Origin of the sequence: Burkholderia sp. HI2714 (assembly GCF_002223085.1) — a bacterium.
In the GTDB taxonomy this organism is placed as follows: domain Bacteria; phylum Pseudomonadota; class Gammaproteobacteria; order Burkholderiales; family Burkholderiaceae; genus Burkholderia; species Burkholderia lata_D.
This window is the reverse complement of sequence record NZ_NKFM01000017.1, coordinates 50,581-66,300: the sequence shown is the minus strand read 5'-3', so window position 1 is coordinate 66,300 and position 15,720 is coordinate 50,581. Positions and strand designations below refer to the sequence as shown.

The 15,720-nt window shown below is 65.1% G+C and carries 11 protein-coding genes; 2 read left to right on the top strand and 9 right to left on the bottom strand.

Annotation, left to right across the window (positions count from 1 at the left end; all coding sequences use genetic code 11):
* Nucleotides 1-132 precede the first annotated feature (132 nt).
* Nucleotides 133-1,293 (top strand): porin, encoded by a 1,161-nt coding sequence (locus CFB82_RS07455; RefSeq protein WP_089483785.1) that lies wholly within the window; start codon nt 133-135, stop codon nt 1,291-1,293.
* A 410-nt stretch (nt 1,294-1,703) separates the two neighbouring features.
* Entirely contained in the window at nt 1,704-2,936 is a 1,233-nt protein-coding gene (locus CFB82_RS07450) for a transglycosylase SLT domain-containing protein (protein WP_089483784.1), read from the top strand.
* Nucleotides 2,937-2,987: 51 nt separating this feature from the next.
* Here CFB82_RS07450 and CFB82_RS07445 read toward each other — a convergent pair whose 3' ends face one another.
* The 9 genes from CFB82_RS07445 to CFB82_RS07405 form a co-directional block, all read right to left on the bottom strand.
* A complete protein-coding gene (locus tag CFB82_RS07445; RefSeq protein WP_089483783.1) occupies nt 2,988-5,111 on the bottom strand; it encodes a phospholipase effector Tle1 domain-containing protein in 2,124 nt (707 codons plus the stop codon).
* A gap of 5 nt (nt 5,112-5,116) precedes the next feature.
* Complete coding sequence (locus CFB82_RS07440) at nt 5,117-5,596, bottom strand: DUF3304 domain-containing protein (RefSeq protein ID WP_089483782.1); 480 nt, start codon at nt 5,594-5,596, stop codon at nt 5,117-5,119.
* An 11-nt stretch (nt 5,597-5,607) separates the two neighbouring features.
* Nucleotides 5,608-5,979, bottom strand: a complete 372-nt coding sequence (locus tag CFB82_RS07435; protein ID WP_089483781.1) for a DUF805 domain-containing protein — start codon at nt 5,977-5,979, stop codon at nt 5,608-5,610.
* Complete coding sequence (locus tag CFB82_RS07430) at nt 5,976-6,866, bottom strand: DUF4123 domain-containing protein (RefSeq protein WP_179255382.1); 891 nt, start codon at nt 6,864-6,866, stop codon at nt 5,976-5,978. Before CFB82_RS07430 ends, CFB82_RS07435 begins: the two co-directional genes overlap by 4 nt.
* Before the next feature lie 5 nt (nt 6,867-6,871).
* The gene (locus tag CFB82_RS07425) at nt 6,872-9,685 is read right to left on the bottom strand and encodes a type VI secretion system Vgr family protein (RefSeq protein ID WP_089483779.1); all 2,814 of its coding nucleotides are present in this window, start codon (nt 9,683-9,685) and stop codon (nt 6,872-6,874) included.
* Between the two features lie 69 nt (nt 9,686-9,754).
* A complete protein-coding gene (locus CFB82_RS42005; protein ID WP_143750884.1) occupies nt 9,755-10,771 on the bottom strand; it encodes a hypothetical protein in 1,017 nt (338 codons plus the stop codon).
* A 1-nt stretch (nt 10,772) separates the two neighbouring features.
* Nucleotides 10,773-10,898, bottom strand: coding sequence for a hypothetical protein (locus tag CFB82_RS43910; protein WP_256990289.1), 126 nt, complete (start codon nt 10,896-10,898; stop codon nt 10,773-10,775).
* Nucleotides 10,899-10,963: 65 nt separating this feature from the next.
* Entirely contained in the window at nt 10,964-11,890 is a 927-nt protein-coding gene (locus CFB82_RS07410; RefSeq protein ID WP_089483776.1) for a hypothetical protein, read from the bottom strand.
* Complete coding sequence (locus CFB82_RS07405; RefSeq protein ID WP_089483775.1) at nt 11,887-15,660, bottom strand: type VI secretion system Vgr family protein; 3,774 nt, start codon at nt 15,658-15,660, stop codon at nt 11,887-11,889. The genes CFB82_RS07410 and CFB82_RS07405 overlap by 4 nt, the downstream gene beginning before the upstream one ends.
* Between the last annotated feature and the right edge of the window lie 60 nt (nt 15,661-15,720).

Genomic DNA, 15,720 nt, shown 5'->3' with positions numbered 1-15,720 from the left:
GGGTCAGCGGATTTCATAGAGGCCCGCAGCGGCGGTATCGACTGCATCAAGGCCGGATATAGAGCTGCAGCCCATCCTGTCTGTCGGAACACACGAGAACTGTTGCAAACGGGACGCGTTCATATAGATGACATGAAACGCACGACCCTCTCGCTGATTTCCGTCGCGTCATTCGCGGCGATACCCGCCGCGCATGCGCAGTCGAGCGTCACGCTGTATGGCGTGATCGACACGTCGATCACCTACGTGAACCATGCGCAGGGCAAGGACAACGCGTGGATGCTCGGCAACAGCAGCGCGGGCAACCTGGCCGGCAGCCGCTGGGGCGTGAAAGGCACCGAGGATCTCGGCGGCGGGCTGAAGGCGCTGTTCCAGCTCGAGAACGGCTTCGACCCGAGCAACGGCCGGATGGGCCAGGGCGGCCGCATGTTCGGCCGGCAGGCGTTCGTCGGCCTGACGAGCGACCGCTACGGCACGCTCACGTTCGGCCGCCAGTACGATCCGCTCATCGATCTCGTGCAGGGCATCACCGCCGACAACTATCTGGGCAGCGTGTTCGCGACGGCGGGCGACGTCGACAACTACGACAACAGCTTCCGCGTCGACAACGCGGTGAAGTACACGTCGGCCGTCTATTCGGGCCTGCAGTTCTCGGCGATGTACTCGTTCGGCGGCATCGCCGGCAGCACTGGCGCCGCGAATTCGTATTCGGCCGCCGTGTCGTACAACAACGGGCCGTTCAGCGTCGCGGGCGGCTACTTCCACACGACCAACAGCCCCGCGTCGAACACCCAGCGCAGCGGCTGGACCAGCTCGTCCGACGGCACGTTCGACGGCCCGGTCAACACCGGCTATGCGAGCGCGCATTCGATCGGCATCGCGCGCATCGCGGGCCAGTACGTCGCCGGCCCGTTCACGGTCGGCCTCGGCTACAGCAACGCGCAGTACCGCCGCGATGGAAGCTCGGTGTTCGGCTCGAACGAGCACTACAACACGGGGCAAGGCTTCGTGAACTACCAGGCAACCAACGCGCTGCTGGTCGGCGTCGGTTACAGCTACACGCGCTCGGGCGGCGACACGTCGGCGACCTATCACCAGGTATCGGCCGGCGCGGACTACAACCTGTCGAAGCGCACCGACGTCTACCTGACCGCCGCGTACCAGCATGCAAGCGGCCAGACCGGCGACGGCAAGGGCGGCTCGATGGCCGCGCAGGCGTCGATCGGTTCGTACGGCTATGCGGGCACGAGCTCGCAGACGATGGTCAACCTCGGCCTGCGCCACCGCTTCTGATGCGAGACGGCCGGCTGCGCGCCGCGCGGCCGGTCGAATCCGCTTTCACCGATACGGCGGCTTCGGCCGCCGTTGTTTCCGGATCGCCTTTCCATCGCCCTTTTCAACCCGGATATCGACTGCCGCGCGATTTCCATCCGGTTTGATTCAGCACCGATTTCACCGAACGAATGACGCGACGCGTCAGTATTCCGGCGCCGCCACTACGCCGGCATTCGCGCGAATATCCGGCCATTTTTACCGATAAAGCCTCACTGCCCCTCGTGATCGGACGCGATAAAAATGCGTCGCGAACGCATGGGCAAATGCAAAGGAAAGTTTGACGCGAGCCATTTGCGTGCGCGCTATGGCACACTTCGCGTCTGCGTAATTTCCTTGCACCGGGCGGCCGGATTCCGCCCCATCCTGCCATGCCGCGTCAGATAACCCGTTCGATCAGCCGAGATACGCTGAAAATCGCCGCGACGATTGCGATGTCGTGCGCGCTGCACGGCGTCGCGCGGGCCGATTGCCTCGACGACGCGGCCGCGTTCCAGCACGTGAGCGTCAGCCTGATGCGCGGCATCGCGCAGGTCGAGTCGGGCATGAATCCGAACGCCGTCAACACCAACACGAACGGCACGGTCGACATCGGCCTGATGCAGATCAACAGCACCTGGCTGCCGACGCTCGCGCGCGAAGGCATCACGCGGGAGAGCCTGTTCGATGCCTGCACGAACGCGTACGTCGGCGCGTGGATCCTGTCGCAGAACATTCGCCAGCTCGGCGCCAACTGGAACGCGATCGGCGCGTACAACTCCGCATCGCCCGAGAAGCGCCTCGCGTATGCGCGCAAGGTCTATGATGCAATCCGGACCATGCCGGATTCGCCGGATACTCCCATGCCCATCCTTCCACCGTCCTTTACGCCGCCGCAACAGGCCCAGGCGTACAACCCGTTCGCGAGCCTGAGCGTCTCCGCTCCCCAGGGGGTCACGCGCCCGCGCACGATTTCGTCGGCCCCGCCGCCTCCGCCGCCGCAGGGCGGCCCCGCCGGCCCGGCCGGCTCGTACAACTTCGGATGGACGGTCACGGGTGCGGACCAGGCGAAGCCGACCCAGGTCTTCGACGACGGCGCACGGATCTACGTGCAGTTCAGCGACATGAAGCACGTGCCGGCGATCTTCACCGAGACGTCGTCCGGGCGCGTGCTGATGTCGTGGGAGCTGCAGTTTCCGTATGCCGTCCTGACGCGTCCCGCGCAAACGTTGATCTTCCAGCTCGGGCCGTTCGAGGCGCGCGCGCAGCGTAGCGCGGGCAATGGCGCCGGAATGACGGCGCAGGCCGGGACGGGGGGCGCGGCTGCGGCGACGGCCGCTGGATCGAAGAAGTCGGCGAATGCCGTGGCGAATACGGCAGCCAGTCCGGCGGCAACGACGCCAACTGCGGCAAAACGCACGGCGTCGGCCGATGCGCTGTGGTACGTGAATACGCCTTCGACGTCGGGAGCCACGACGGCCTCACCGTCGACCGCGAACATTCCGGCCACGCTGCCGACCGCCATCACGTCGAACACGCCGCCTCCCGCGCCGGCCCAGGCACCGGCCGCGACGACGCCGGCCACGCGTGTCAGCACCGACGCGCTCTGGTACATCTCGAAGTAATGCACGGGCCGGTTGCGCGTCGGCAACCGGCATGCGCCACGCCTTGGCCGGCTATCGAGCGGCCGTCGTGCCGGACGGCGTCGAGACCGACGACACCAGCGAGTGATAGACGTCTGCGACGCGGTCCAGGAAGGACTTGTCGGGCGCGGTCGCGATCTTCTGCATCGCCCGCGTGTTCATGTAGTTCTTGATCGACACGAGGTGGCTCCACACGGCCTCGATGTCGCTCTCCGCCATGCTGTCGTGCACGTGCTTCACGAACAGCGGATACATCGCTTCGACTTGCGGCAGGCGCTGGCCAGGATTGTTCCACCACCAGAACAGCGCCTGCGCCTGGGGATCGGTGTTGAACATCGACGCCGGCAGCTCGCCGCCGAGCTGTTTCATTGCCTGGTTCTGATCGAAACCGGACATCGGCCGCGTACCGTGCTGCTTCTGATAGTCGATTTCGCGCACCAGTTTCTCGTAACGTCCGTACGCCAGCGGGTTCGCCGCGCCGCCCAGCCAGCCCGGCTTGCGCTGCTCCGCGGCCGTGCGGTTTTCCGCGCGGTCGTACCACATGCGCAGCCACTGGATATACACGACCATGTGGCCCTTGAGCTCTCCCTGGATGTCTTTCGGCAGGTCGGTCACGACGACCGGGCGCGGCGGCGTCGTATCGGGGATGCGGCAACCGTCCGTCATGTCGGGCACCGGCTTGGGATTGAGGAAATCGAGCGGCCCGATCGACGGCTTGCCCGCCGCCGACGGATAGCCGATGCCCACGCCGAGCGGCGACAGCGGCGGAATCTCGCGCGTCGTCGACACCAGCTTCTTGACGGCCATCCGGTAGTCGAGCTGGAAGGTCTGGACCTCCTGCGGCGCGACGACCTGCCGATACAGCACACCGTCCTCCTTCGCCAGCGCCGTCAGGCTCGGCATCGGAATCCCGGCACCGTAGGCGCGGTGGTACATCATCTCGAGCGGCACGCGCGCGAGCTTGTCGGAAATGCCGTCCTCGCCCTCGATCGCCCCGCCGCCGACATCGACCTGCGCGCCCGGGAAGAGCCGCTCCTGCCGCGGGCCGCGCATGTCTGCCGGATCGACGCCCAGCATCGTCAGCGGCTTGTACACGCGCAGTTCATGCGCGGCCGCGTAGTGCACGCATTTCTCGATGTCCGGCGACAGGATCAGATCCGACGACACCGCATTGCTCAACGGAATGTAGCCCGTCAGCAGGTTGTCGTCGAAGCGGTTCGTCACGCAGTCGAACAGTCCCATGAACTTGATCTTGACCGCCACGCCGTCGTATTTCCCGCCCTTGCAAGTTTCGTCGAGCAACTGCTTGGCAAAGGCCAGCGCGAGGCCGCCGCCCATGTCGTAACCAAAGATCGCGACGTGAATCCTGTTCAACGTGCCCACTTGCTTCGCACCGGCCACCGCCGCCTTGAAATCCTCGTCCGCCGCTTTCAGGCGCGTATCGACGCCCGTATTGAACAGGGCGGCGCCGAGCTTCGTATCGCGCGAGAGCCGGAACGACTCGGCCAGCGCACCGAGCGTTTCCTTGCCGACCTCTTTCAGCACGGTCTTCGGAATCCGGTACGGATACTTGACGACATCGCGCCAGAACCCTCTCCATTCGCGCTTCAGGTAGCGCAACGCGCGGTTCTTTTCCGCACCCGGATGCTCGATCGCGCGCTCGACCCGCTTGCGCGCGTCGCCCATGCTGCCCTTCGCCTTGCCGACCAGCGTATCGAACGTGTCGCTCACGCGGTTGCCCAACGTCGGATTCCTGATCCTGCCGCTCTGCTTCCACGCGTCCTCGGCGGCCTTCTGCGCCTTTTCCTTGGCCTGGCCGATGGTCGCGTCCTTGAGCTTGTCGCCAGCCTTTTCGCCGGCGGTATCCAGCGCCTTGTCCTTCAGCACTTGCCGCAGCACGCGGGCTTCGGGATCGAAGTCGGCGCCGAGCCCCGGATAGTAGAAGCGCCGCATGTTCTTGCTCTCCTTTTCGTATGCGGCATTGAACAGCTTCAGGATGTTGGTTCGTGGTCCTTCCTTGTCACCGAAACCGAATCCGTCGAAATAGAAGCTGACCCACAGCATGTGCTCGCACGCAGGACACATCTGCTCGGCTTCCGCCTTGACGCGATCCGTCTCCGCGCTTGCGGCATCCTTCTTCAGGTTGATTTCGGCCATGGCGCTCACTTCTCCTGCGTCGGCTTGAGCCGGGGCGCGTTCATGTCGTCGACCCACTGCAGCTCGGCGGTGCCGTTCTTGCGGAAATACACGCGCAGATAGCGCGACGTCGGCGATTCCGGCTGCGGGATCGTCACGTCGATCGTCTTGCGTTCCGGTTGAATGCCGCGCTCAAGGTCGTCCAGCGGCAGCGCGAACTCCCAGAACAGCTTCACCTTCTGCCCGGGCGTCACCTTGCAGCCGCACGCGAATCCGCCGCCGCCGCCGAAGGCCTCGCCGTCTTCCCGTGCCGACGGATTGCCGAAGCATCCCGACTTGTGCTCGTTGTCGAGCCAAAACTCGTGCAGCTTGCGGCCGTACTCGTTGTATCCGGTGACGCACACGGTGTGCGGCTCCGCCGATACATCGACACCGTGCTTGCCGCATGCCGCGAGCACGCCCAGACCGACCAGCGCCAAACCCTGCATCCCTGCCCTGAATTTCATCGATATCCTCATCAACTTGCTTCGTTGTTGCTTGCTTGCGGCCGTGGCGGACCGAACCGGTTGCGTTCGTCGTCCCCGCGATAGAACCCGTTCATCGCAATGGCGACGAACGCGCCGCCGATCGGAACGGCATGGAGGAGCGTCCACCACCCGGACTTGCCGAGATCGTGCCAGCGCCTGACCGATACCGCCACGAGCATCCAGACCATCACGATCGCGAATGCCCAGCCGGCGACATCGACGAACGTTGTCATGCGCTGCGCGAACGGCAGATCGGCCAGCGCATCGATCACGGAAGCGGCGATCAGCAGCGGCACGGTCACGCCCCACCACTGCATGCGTCCGGCACGGCCACTGAACGAGAACAGGGTCCGCACGTTCATCGCTGCGCCTCCTGTTCCGGCTCGTCAACCGGTGCATCGTCGTGTTCGATCAGACGATCGAGCAACGCGTCGCACAACGCATCGTGATCGTTCCGATGCGCCGCGATGCACTCGGCGACGATCGTATCGTCGAGTTGAACATGGCCGACCATCGCCAGCGTCGCGCCGATCCGGTACGCCAGTCGCTCATCCTGCAGCCCCTGTGCGTCCAGCATACCGAACAGATTGCGCATGCCCGCATACGTTTCGAACGGGTCGGCATCGACGGCGATCCGGCCATTGCGCCGCAGTTCGGCGATCACGGCGTCCGGCCGGCTGTCGCGGCGCAACGCGTCGAGCTCGCGCGCATCCACGCGTGCATAGAAGATCCGTTCATGCCGGCGCGGATGCCGTGTCGTACCGACGGCACCGTCGCGGCCGACATAGGTCCACGATACGCACGGCGACAGCAACGCCTGATAGCGCGACTCCGACAGCGCCCCCGCCAGCGTCTGGAACACGGTCGCGTCGTAGAACCGCAGCAGGCCGTCGCGATCGTCGGGCAGCATCACGCGCGTCCTGACGCCGAGTTTCGCCGCCAGTTCGTCGAGCGGATAGACGCTGACCAGCGACAGAAACGCGAATGGCCGTCGCGCGAGGTGCCGTTCGAGCAGCGCCGCAACATGCGGCGCACGATAGTCGCACACCAGCGCGCAGACTTCCGGGTCGCTCGCCTCGGGCTGGCCGTCCAGCACGTTGCGAACCTGCCCTTGCGCGATCAGGTCGCGCCACGGCGCCGCATTGATCGGCAGTTGCGAGGCATCGGTCAACAGATAGCGATGCGTATCGGGAAACGCCGCGTGCTCACCGGCACCCGTCGTTTCCCATGTCTGAACCAGCATCGTCATCGTCATCACCCGCGCGTGGCGATCGCTTCGTGGCGATGCGCGAGATCCCGCATGCACTCCACGCATGCAGGCTTGTTCATCGACGGCAACTGCACGTTCGCGGAACGCGGGCCGGTCAGCGTGTGCTGCGCGGCATGGAACGTCGCCTTGCCCGGCGCGCCGATCACGATGTCGTTGCCTTCCATCTTCAGGAACGCGTTGGCTGCCGTCAGCAGCAGCCGCTTCGGCGACTGCAGCGCCACGCTCGCCTGCGCGCTCGACACCGTGACCGCGCGTTGCGCATTCGCGTCGAGCGTTCCGCCGTTCTGCGCCTGCACGGTAACGGCGCCCGTCGCCGCATGCAAGGTGATGCCCGTGGCCGGCACCGGACGATTGCCGCCAGACGTGCCATGTGCGTACAGCGCGATCCCTTCCTTCGCCACGACGCTCGACTTGCCCTGAACCGTGACCTGCACGTCGCGTCCGGCGCTCAGCACGGTGTGCGTGCCCGACGCCCAGACGTGGCTCTTCGCAGTCAGCGCAGCGACACCGGCTGCACCATGCGCGACGAGATGCGGATGCTTCCACGCGACCGCACCACCGCTGCCGGCACCGCCTGAGCCGCTGCCTTCGCGCGTCGCGCCGATCGACGTCCGGGTCTGCTGCAATCCGTCGATGGCGGGAAGCGGTGCCGTTGCGCCGCCGGCCGGCGCGGCACCGGGCTGCGCCGCACCGGCACCCGGCTCCGCGCCCTGCTTGCGCGCGAAGTCCGCAAGCCCCTGCAGCATCTCATGCTGCTGCGCGAGCACCTGGCTCGGCGCGCTCGCGTCCATCTGGCTCACGCCGGGCGCCGTGCTGATCAACAGGCCCGCGCCGCCGCGCAGCGCACCGGCGGCTTGTGTCGACAGTTCGGCGCCGTAGCCGCGATCGGCGAGGCGTTTGTTGTCCTGCACCTGCTTGATGTGCCCGAGCGTCAGGCCGCTGCCGTGATCGGTCGTGTATAGGCGCGCGCTCGACTGGCCCGCGGTGTCGTCGAGCATGAATTGCCGCGAGCCGCCCGCACCGGTCTGGCTCGCGTTCATGTCCTGCGTCTTGAAGCCGGTCAGCACGGCCGCATGGTCGTTGCCGGCGAACCAGGCCGCCGCGTTCGCGGTGCTGCCGCTCGGGCCGCCCGCGAGCGTATTGTGCTGTGCATCCGCGTTGCCCTGCCCGTTGTACAGCGCCGCGACCGCAACGGGCCGGTCCGGCTGGCCCTCGAGCCATTCGGTCCAGACTTCCTGGCCGACGCGCGGCACGCTCACGCCGCCCCAGTTGTCGCCGCCCACGGGCGTCACCATGCGCGTCCAGGTGCCTGCGCCACGATCGGCCGGCGCATTCGCGGTGCGCGGATGATCCTCGCGGCTCGCGGAATTCTGCCCGCGCTGCGCGTGATGCTGGATCCGGATCCGATGGTCGCGCTCGGTGTGGATGGGGTCGCCCGCACCGACCACGATCGTGGTCTGCGGGCCGGGCATCACCGCGACCGGATGCACGCGTGCCCCATGGCCATCCGGTGCCAGCGGTCGATAGGTCTGCTCGAACGGCAACGCGGCGAAGCGGTTCCGGTAGACTTCGTCGCCGTCAACGAGCGTGCCGCCGTCGTGCGTCGCGGCGTCGAACGCCGCATGCAGCGCCTGGGCGCCGCCGGGTGCGCCGGGTGCGCCGGGCACCGCATCGGTCATCGCCGGCATGCTGCCGAGCCGTTGCGCAATCGCGCCATGCACGTCGGCACCCACGTTGGCGCGCGCGTCGTGTTCGACGCGCAGGCACACGAACGCGTTCGACGTGCCGAACGACGGATGCTGCGACATCGCGAAGTGCAGCCCCGGACGCAGATCGCGATGCGTTCCGCTGCCTTCGGCCTGCAGCGCAGCCACGCGTTGCGCGTCGAGTTGCTGCTGCGCACGCTGGTCGCCGATGGCCGCGGTCTGGAACGCGTACGGGCCGGCGACATCGCGATCCTCGCCCGGCACGACTGCGCCGGACGCACGCACGCCGGCCGGACGCGTCGACAGGCTCCGATGATCCCAACTCGCCCGCGCGACGCTGCCGATGCGCCAGCGACGCGCACTCACGAACTGCCGGATACTGCCGCGCGGATCGCCGTCGCTCGTCTGGTGGAATCCGATGACTTCGGGTTGCTCGGGCGCAAAGCGCTGGTTCGTGTCGGCGAGGACGAGCGTGTGCTTGCCGAGGCTCGCCGAGTGCGCATCGCCTTCATGTTCGAACCAGTAGAAGATGCCCTCTTCGGCCCACAGTCGTTCGAGGAACGCGAAGTCCGATTCGCCTGCCTGTGCGGTCAGGCTGCGTTTCGCGTATTTCGCGGGGTCGGCAAGCGCCCAGCGCCATGCCGGCGCGATCGCGCCATGCGCATAGTGCGCGAAGATCTGTTCGCTGATGTCGACGACGCTCGCGTTCAGGAAGTTGTAGCTGTCGACACGCTGGTGCAGCAGCGCCAGCCACGGTTCGACGACGAGCTTCACGCGCGCGAGCCCGCCGTTGTAGCCGACGAGCTCTGCGGCAATTACGTGGCCGTGGAACGGACGACGCGCGTCCTGCGCATCCGCGGCCTGCCATTCGACGAGGATCGGTGCGCCGATCAACCGGTCGAGCGGCACGTCGGGGCGCTCGGTCAGCGCGGTGACCTGGAAACGGAAGCCGCCGCGATCGAGCGACTCCCATCCGTGCAGGCTCTCGGCGACGAGCTTGTCCGCGCCGAGCGGCGTGGTCAGCCACAGGAACCGGTCGTGCTGCGACCAGCCGCCGAAGAATGCCTGGATGAGATCAGATTGGGTCGACATGATGGGTGGGTTCGGGGTTCGCGGGGGGCGATATGTTCAGTGCCTGGCGTCGAAGCATCGATGCACGCGTTACCGTTCGGTCAAATCGACGGCGGGTTGTTTGTCCATCCGGATGAATGCCTTGCCTTTCATTGCCGAGGGCGACTGGATGTTGACGTTGGCGACGCCATACATCCGGAAGATGCCCCCTTGAATCTGTTGCGCCGACGATCCCGGGTCGAACGTCAGCTCGTCGTACGGCACGACGAATTCGACTTTCACCGGCTGCCCCGGCTTGATGGAAATCGAGGACGCGTAGGGACGGGAAGCGGGACTCAGGTACTTCTCGACAAGTTGGACGTCGAAGCCGACACGGGCGTCATTGAGCGCACCGATGTAGACGTATTGCTTTTTCGGGTCTACACGCTGCGGCAACCATTTCTCGGGACCGTCGATGACCACTTCCTGTGTCCCGTCATTCCCGAACACCATATCGACCACCAGATTTCCCGACGCGGCATGCGCGGTGAACGCCGGGTGCAGATTGATTTCCGGCGTGCCGTGGTCCAGCAGGTCCTGTGCGATTTCGTAAAGAAACTGCAGCTTGACGGTGATCTCGTCGCTGGATCGATACTGCAGCGCACCCTGATGACGTGTTCCGTTCTGTTCGACCGAATACGTGAGGACCGATCCGATATTCCGGCCCCGGACCGAAGCGATCTCGTGACTGGCCAGCATCCGCTTCACCTGTTCGAGCTCCGGCCGGTAACGATCGTCAAGTTCTCCCGTGTATTTTCCGATCCCCGCGTACTTCGCCTCGGGAAACAGGTCCAGATCCAGTCCATGCGAATAATAGGAAACACGATTTCCGTTGAACTCGAAACGCGATTCCGGCGCAGGCTTGACCTGCCCCGGGCTACTCCGTATTGCGAAGTAGTCCCCGATCTCTCCTGCCGATGACGCTGCCGTCACACCGAACAGCAATGCCGCCGCAAGGCAGCGCGACGCACGGCGCGCGACTCCGCCCGTCCGGGTGCCCGCTCGACGAGCGTCATTTCGCATTCTGATTGCCGGTGTCGCGCGCGACGGATGTTCAGTCTGGTTCATGTCACTCCCGAGTCAAGCCGACCGACGGAACCGGATCCGTCCACGTGAAGAACCTGCCGGACATCTCGTCCGGCTTGACGAAATTGCCCTGCATCCGACCGACAAAATCGTAGGTGCCGGTTTCCATTCGCTGGATGGACGAATCGCTGTCGAACGACAACGCGTCGAAGGGAACTGCGAATCCGACACGGATCACTTCCCCGACAGTGTCACGTTGTCCAGCCGGTCCATCGGCGTAAAGAACCGCCCGTCCATTTCCTCCGGACGAAGGATGTCGAGGTTCACCTTGCCGACGAAAGCGTAGTTACCGGCCTCGAGACGGCGCATCGGCGAATCCTCGGCATAGGTCAGATCTGCGGAAGGCACGAGAAATTCCAGTTTTTCGGATTGGCCCGGCTTGACGACAATTTCGCGCCGGTAATGTCTCGATGTGTCGCTTAGATATTTGCTGACAAGCCTGACGCGGAAGCGAACGTCACCGCTGCGGCCACCGATCTGCACATACTGCAGGTCGGGACTCTCCAGATCCGGCGACCAATGATCCGGGCCGTCGACTGTTACGTCATGCTTGCCATCGTTCGAGAACGTCACGTCGATAACGAGATGCTCTGTCGTTGATCGCACCGAAAATGTCGGATGCAGATTGATCTCCGGCGTGCCGTGCGCCAGCAGATCGTGGGCAAGGTCATAAAGCACCAAAAGGTTGCGGTTGAATTGTCCGTCAAACTGATAGTTGTACTCGCCCTCGTAATGGTGGCCGTCCTTGTCAAACGAATAGACGAGCACGGACCCCCTATTGATCGCACGGATCTGGGGGATCGTTCTGCTGCTCAACGTCGCCTTCAACAGGTCGACATGCTGGCGATAGGTTCCCGTGAGACTCGCCGTATATTTTCCGATTCCGAAGTAACTCGATGGCGGCATCGGGTCGATATCCCGACCTCGCGAAAAATACGACACCTTTTGGCCATCGGCCGTGAAGACCATCGATGGCGACGGATTCGTCTGCCCCAGCCCGCTACGAATTTCGAAATAATCAGGGCGATCTTGTGCAAGCGCCATTTCAACCACTCCGAAAGGAATCATCGACACCACAAAAAAAAGGAAAGAACGCTTCATTTCAGCACTTCCCAGTCAATCCCGGTTTTCTTGTTGAACCAGTCACGGAAGCCATACATATAGTGCTTCGGAATTTCCGGGTTTTCCTTCAACATTCCGCGGCCCATCAGGTTCGTCTCGGTCGTGCGCTGCCAGTTGTCGTCAAGCTGTGCCATTTTCACGTCAACCAGATGTCGCGAATTGATGTACTTTCCGAACACGGCGCCGCCGTCAATAAAGTACTCATCTGGCCAGCCGAACAGATGCCCGCTCTCATGCACGATCGCATGCTGGTTCGCCACCGGGACATACCGCTTCTGCTCGTCGTCCCAGATGACTTGCACTTCCCCCCAATTCTCCGAGTCCGCCCGCGTCGTCATCGGAAACAGGTTGACCTCCGCATGGCATCGTCCAATTTGAACCAGGTCGACTTCCAGTTTCAGCTTGACCTTGCACGTACATGCACTCCCGAGCGGGCATTTCTTCGGCTGCATCGAATAGTTCCCTTTATTCAACCCGTCCTCGATGCGCTTCTTGAAGCCCGATATGGGACCCAGCCCACCCGGCCGGTCCACGATCCTCATCTCCAGGCCTTCACGGATTCCATCGCTATTGAACGGCACCGAATACGGCTTGCCTGTCGATTGATCCATGTAGACGGCCCCGTTATTGATCCAGTATTGATCCTTCAAGTTGACCTTGACATAGACCTTCGCCGTCACGGTCGCCGTCGCAGGTGCGTATTCGATATCGTACGAATGCTTCGTACCGGAGAAATTCAGCCAGATTCGTTTCTTGCCCTTGAGCACCGGATTGCCGTCCGAGTCCGTCTTGAAATAGCTGACGCATCCACCATCAACCGTGTGAACCTCTGACGGGATCGCGGGCACGTGAAGATTGCACGGCCCGCTTTGCGCAGCCGGGCCCTTCTTCGGCATGCCTTCCAGTTCGCTCGAAACCGGCGGCGGGCTCGAATAACCGAGCGACGGGCCGGGCCCTGTATCCAGTCCCGATGAAGCAGGCGCAGGCATGGCTCGACTCGACTCCGCTGCAAATGCCTGCGGGACAAGCGGCAAGCTCCCCGCTCCCGCGAACGGCATGTCAGCCATCAAGGCCGTCGCGCCCGATGCGGCCCCGCCCCATGCCGATGCAACCGATGCAACCGACGCCACCGACGTCGCCACATAAGGCGCCGCCGCCGCACCTGCCGCACTCACCCCCGCCCCCACCGCCCCGCGCCCCGCCGGACTCGCCGCCAGCGCCTGCACGAGGAAATCACACGGGTCTCCCTGCGGCAACACCGGCAGCGCCGGCAGCTTCACATTCGCCGCCAGCGGCCCTGGGAACGGATGCCCGCCCGACTTCACCGCGAACTGCCCCGGCGTCTCGACGATGATGTCGCCGCCCTTCAGCGTGATCCGGTTCGGCCCCTGCTGCAGCACGATCGCGTCCTGCGCGAGCACGTCGACACGCTCGTCGGTCGACGTCACGCGCACCGTCTGGTCGCCGAGAATCTCCATCGTCGACGCATGCGCCGCGACGCTCACCGGCCCTTCGCCCGCGATCGCCTTCAACCCGCCGGCCACGCTGTACAGACTCATCGCATCGCCGGTCGCCGCCGCCACCGTCGCCCCGGCGCCCACGTGCGCATCGCCCTGCGACGTCACGTGAACGTGCTGCGCCGCATAGGACACCGCACTATCCGGCGTCGTCACGACGATGTTCTCCGGCGATTCCATCAGGATCGCCGGCACCGCGAAGCGCTCGACCGGGTCGCCGCCGTCACGTTGCGTCCCGTTCGGCTTGGTCGCACTCTGGCCGCTCACGCTGCCGGTGAACTTGCCGTCCTGCGCGGGATCGATCGCCTTCAGGAAATCCGCTTGCGCCGCGTTCGCCTCCAGGCCGACCGCCTGCGCGTCCGTTGCCGCCTTGTCGAGTTCCTGCGCGGTTTTCGCCGCTTCCTTCAACTGCTCCACGCGCTCCGCCACATCCATCTGCGTCGACGCACCAAGCGCGCGCGCGGTACTCGATACCAGCACGCCGGCCCCGGCCCGTACCACGCCCCAGCCTTGCGTCGCGAGCTCGAAGCCTTCGCCGCGATACGCGCCACGCATCGTGCCCTGCTGGTCGATCAAGTAGCCCTGCGCCAGACGCGTGCCGGCGGTCGAATTGCTCACTTCATGGCGCAACTGGCCCGCGGCATCGTCCATGACCCAGCGGCTGCCCGGTTGCCCGTCGAGCGTTTGCGTCTGCAGGCCCGTCAGCGTCCCCGAATGGTTCGCGTCGCTGCCTTCGCCCGCCGCGAACGGCGGCCGGACCCGACCGCCATACACCTGGCCAAGCACGACCGGCGCATCGATGTTGCCCGACTCGAAGCCGACCACCACTTCCGTGCCCACGCGCGGCGTGAACGCGTGACCGAAATTCGGTCCGGCGGCCTGCTCGGCGACCCGGGCCAGAATGCCCGAGCGGTGGTTGCCCGGCGCATGGCCGGCGGGATTGGAGCGGCTCGCCGTATCCGTCAGCCCTCCACGCAACGGCGCCGTGCCGCGCATCCACGGAAACTGGATGCGGACCTGGTGATCGCGCGTGCTGCTGACGCGTCCGCCCGGCTCGCCGACGACGATCGCGGTCTGCACGCCGTGCACCGTCGGCCGGTCGCGGAACGGCGGCACGATGGGCGTACCCTCCGGCACCGCGACGAACCGGTTGCGATACAGCCCGTTCTCCAGCTCGCCCCGCCCGAACAGTTCCCCGATCTGTGCGCCGAGATTGTTGACGGCCTCATGCTCGATCGACAGCGGCACGAACCGCACGGTGCCGCCCAGGTAGTCCGTCAGCGTATGCACCTTGCCCGTCTCGAGCGTGCGCGACGTACCCGCGCCGTGGTGAATCCGCTTCGCGAGCTGCAGCGCATCGAGACGCTGTTCCGCGTAGCGCTGCGCATCGCCGCTCGTATCGAAGCGGCCGGCACGCTGGCCGTCGTAGATCTCGCGCACCGGCAACACCGGTGCATGCGCGTCGGCGGGCTGCTGCGCCTGGCCGGCCAGCGCATGCAGTTCGCTGGCTTTCCAGCTCGTCGCCACCACACGATCCGGCACGAGCTGGCGCCGATCGGTGAACTGCGTCATCACGCCGTCCGGATCGCCGACGTCCTGCGCATTGAACGCGATGCGACTGCCGTCGGGCAACCGTGCATGGCGGTCGAACACGACGACCGTGTGGTCGCCCGACGGTGCCTGCCCCGCGTCCTGCTCATGCTCGATGCGAAACGACAGCGCGGCCTCCGACAACTGGCGCAGCACGAAATCCAGATCGGTTTCGCGATACTGGCCGCGCAGGCGGAACGTCCGCAGCGGTTCCATCCGCTCATAGCGCCGGTGCGCTTCCGGGTAGTCGCCGAACACGCGTTCGCAGATCCCCTCGACATCGAGATCGACGAAGTACAGGCAGTTGCGGCGCAGCTGCAGCAACGCGAGCCACGACTCCATCGTCAGCCGGTACCGCGTGAATTCGCCGTCGCTCTCCGCATACGCGGCATGCGTGACGTAGCCGTTCCAGCAACGCTCGCCGGCGGCCGTCGCGAGCCGCAGGCGTGCGGCGCTGCCGATCAGCGGCGACAGGTCGAGAAACGGTTCGCTCGACAGCACGTCGATCTCGAACCGAAAGGATTCGTTGATGCCTTCACGACCGTGAAAGCGCTCGACCACGAATGCGCCCGGCATCGCGGTATCGATCTGGATATGGCGGGTCGCTTGCCCGTAACCCGTTAATGCGGCAACAAGATCCATGTGCTCTCTCGGCAATCGTGCGCGAATCCTCTTCGCGCCGGCTGGTTCGTATCGAATCGG

Bases quoted from the DNA above. Each gene is read 5' to 3' on its own strand.
- CFB82_RS07440 (WP_089483782.1), bottom strand. From the start codon at position 5,596: ATGAAATTCAGGGCAGGGATGCAGGGTTTGGCGCTGGTCGGTCTGGGC.
- CFB82_RS07405 (WP_089483775.1), bottom strand. From the start codon at position 15,660: ATGGATCTTGTTGCCGCATTAACGGGTTACGGGCAAGCGACCCGCCAT.
- CFB82_RS07445 (WP_089483783.1), bottom strand. From the start codon at position 5,111: ATGGCCGAAATCAACCTGAAGAAGGATGCCGCAAGCGCGGAGACGGAT.
- CFB82_RS07455 (WP_089483785.1), top strand. From the start codon at position 133: ATGAAACGCACGACCCTCTCGCTGATTTCCGTCGCGTCATTCGCGGCG.
- CFB82_RS07430 (WP_179255382.1), bottom strand. From the start codon at position 6,866: ATGACGATGCTGGTTCAGACATGGGAAACGACGGGTGCCGGTGAGCAC.
- CFB82_RS07435 (WP_089483781.1), bottom strand. From the start codon at position 5,979: ATGAACGTGCGGACCCTGTTCTCGTTCAGTGGCCGTGCCGGACGCATG.
- CFB82_RS07425 (WP_089483779.1), bottom strand. From the start codon at position 9,685: ATGTCGACCCAATCTGATCTCATCCAGGCATTCTTCGGCGGCTGGTCG.
- CFB82_RS07410 (WP_089483776.1), bottom strand. From the start codon at position 11,890: ATGAAGCGTTCTTTCCTTTTTTTTGTGGTGTCGATGATTCCTTTCGGA.
- CFB82_RS43910 (WP_256990289.1), bottom strand. From the start codon at position 10,898: ATGGAAACCGGCACCTACGATTTTGTCGGTCGGATGCAGGGCAATTTC.
- CFB82_RS07450 (WP_089483784.1), top strand. From the start codon at position 1,704: ATGCCGCGTCAGATAACCCGTTCGATCAGCCGAGATACGCTGAAAATC.
- CFB82_RS42005 (WP_143750884.1), bottom strand. From the start codon at position 10,771: ATGAACCAGACTGAACATCCGTCGCGCGCGACACCGGCAATCAGAATG.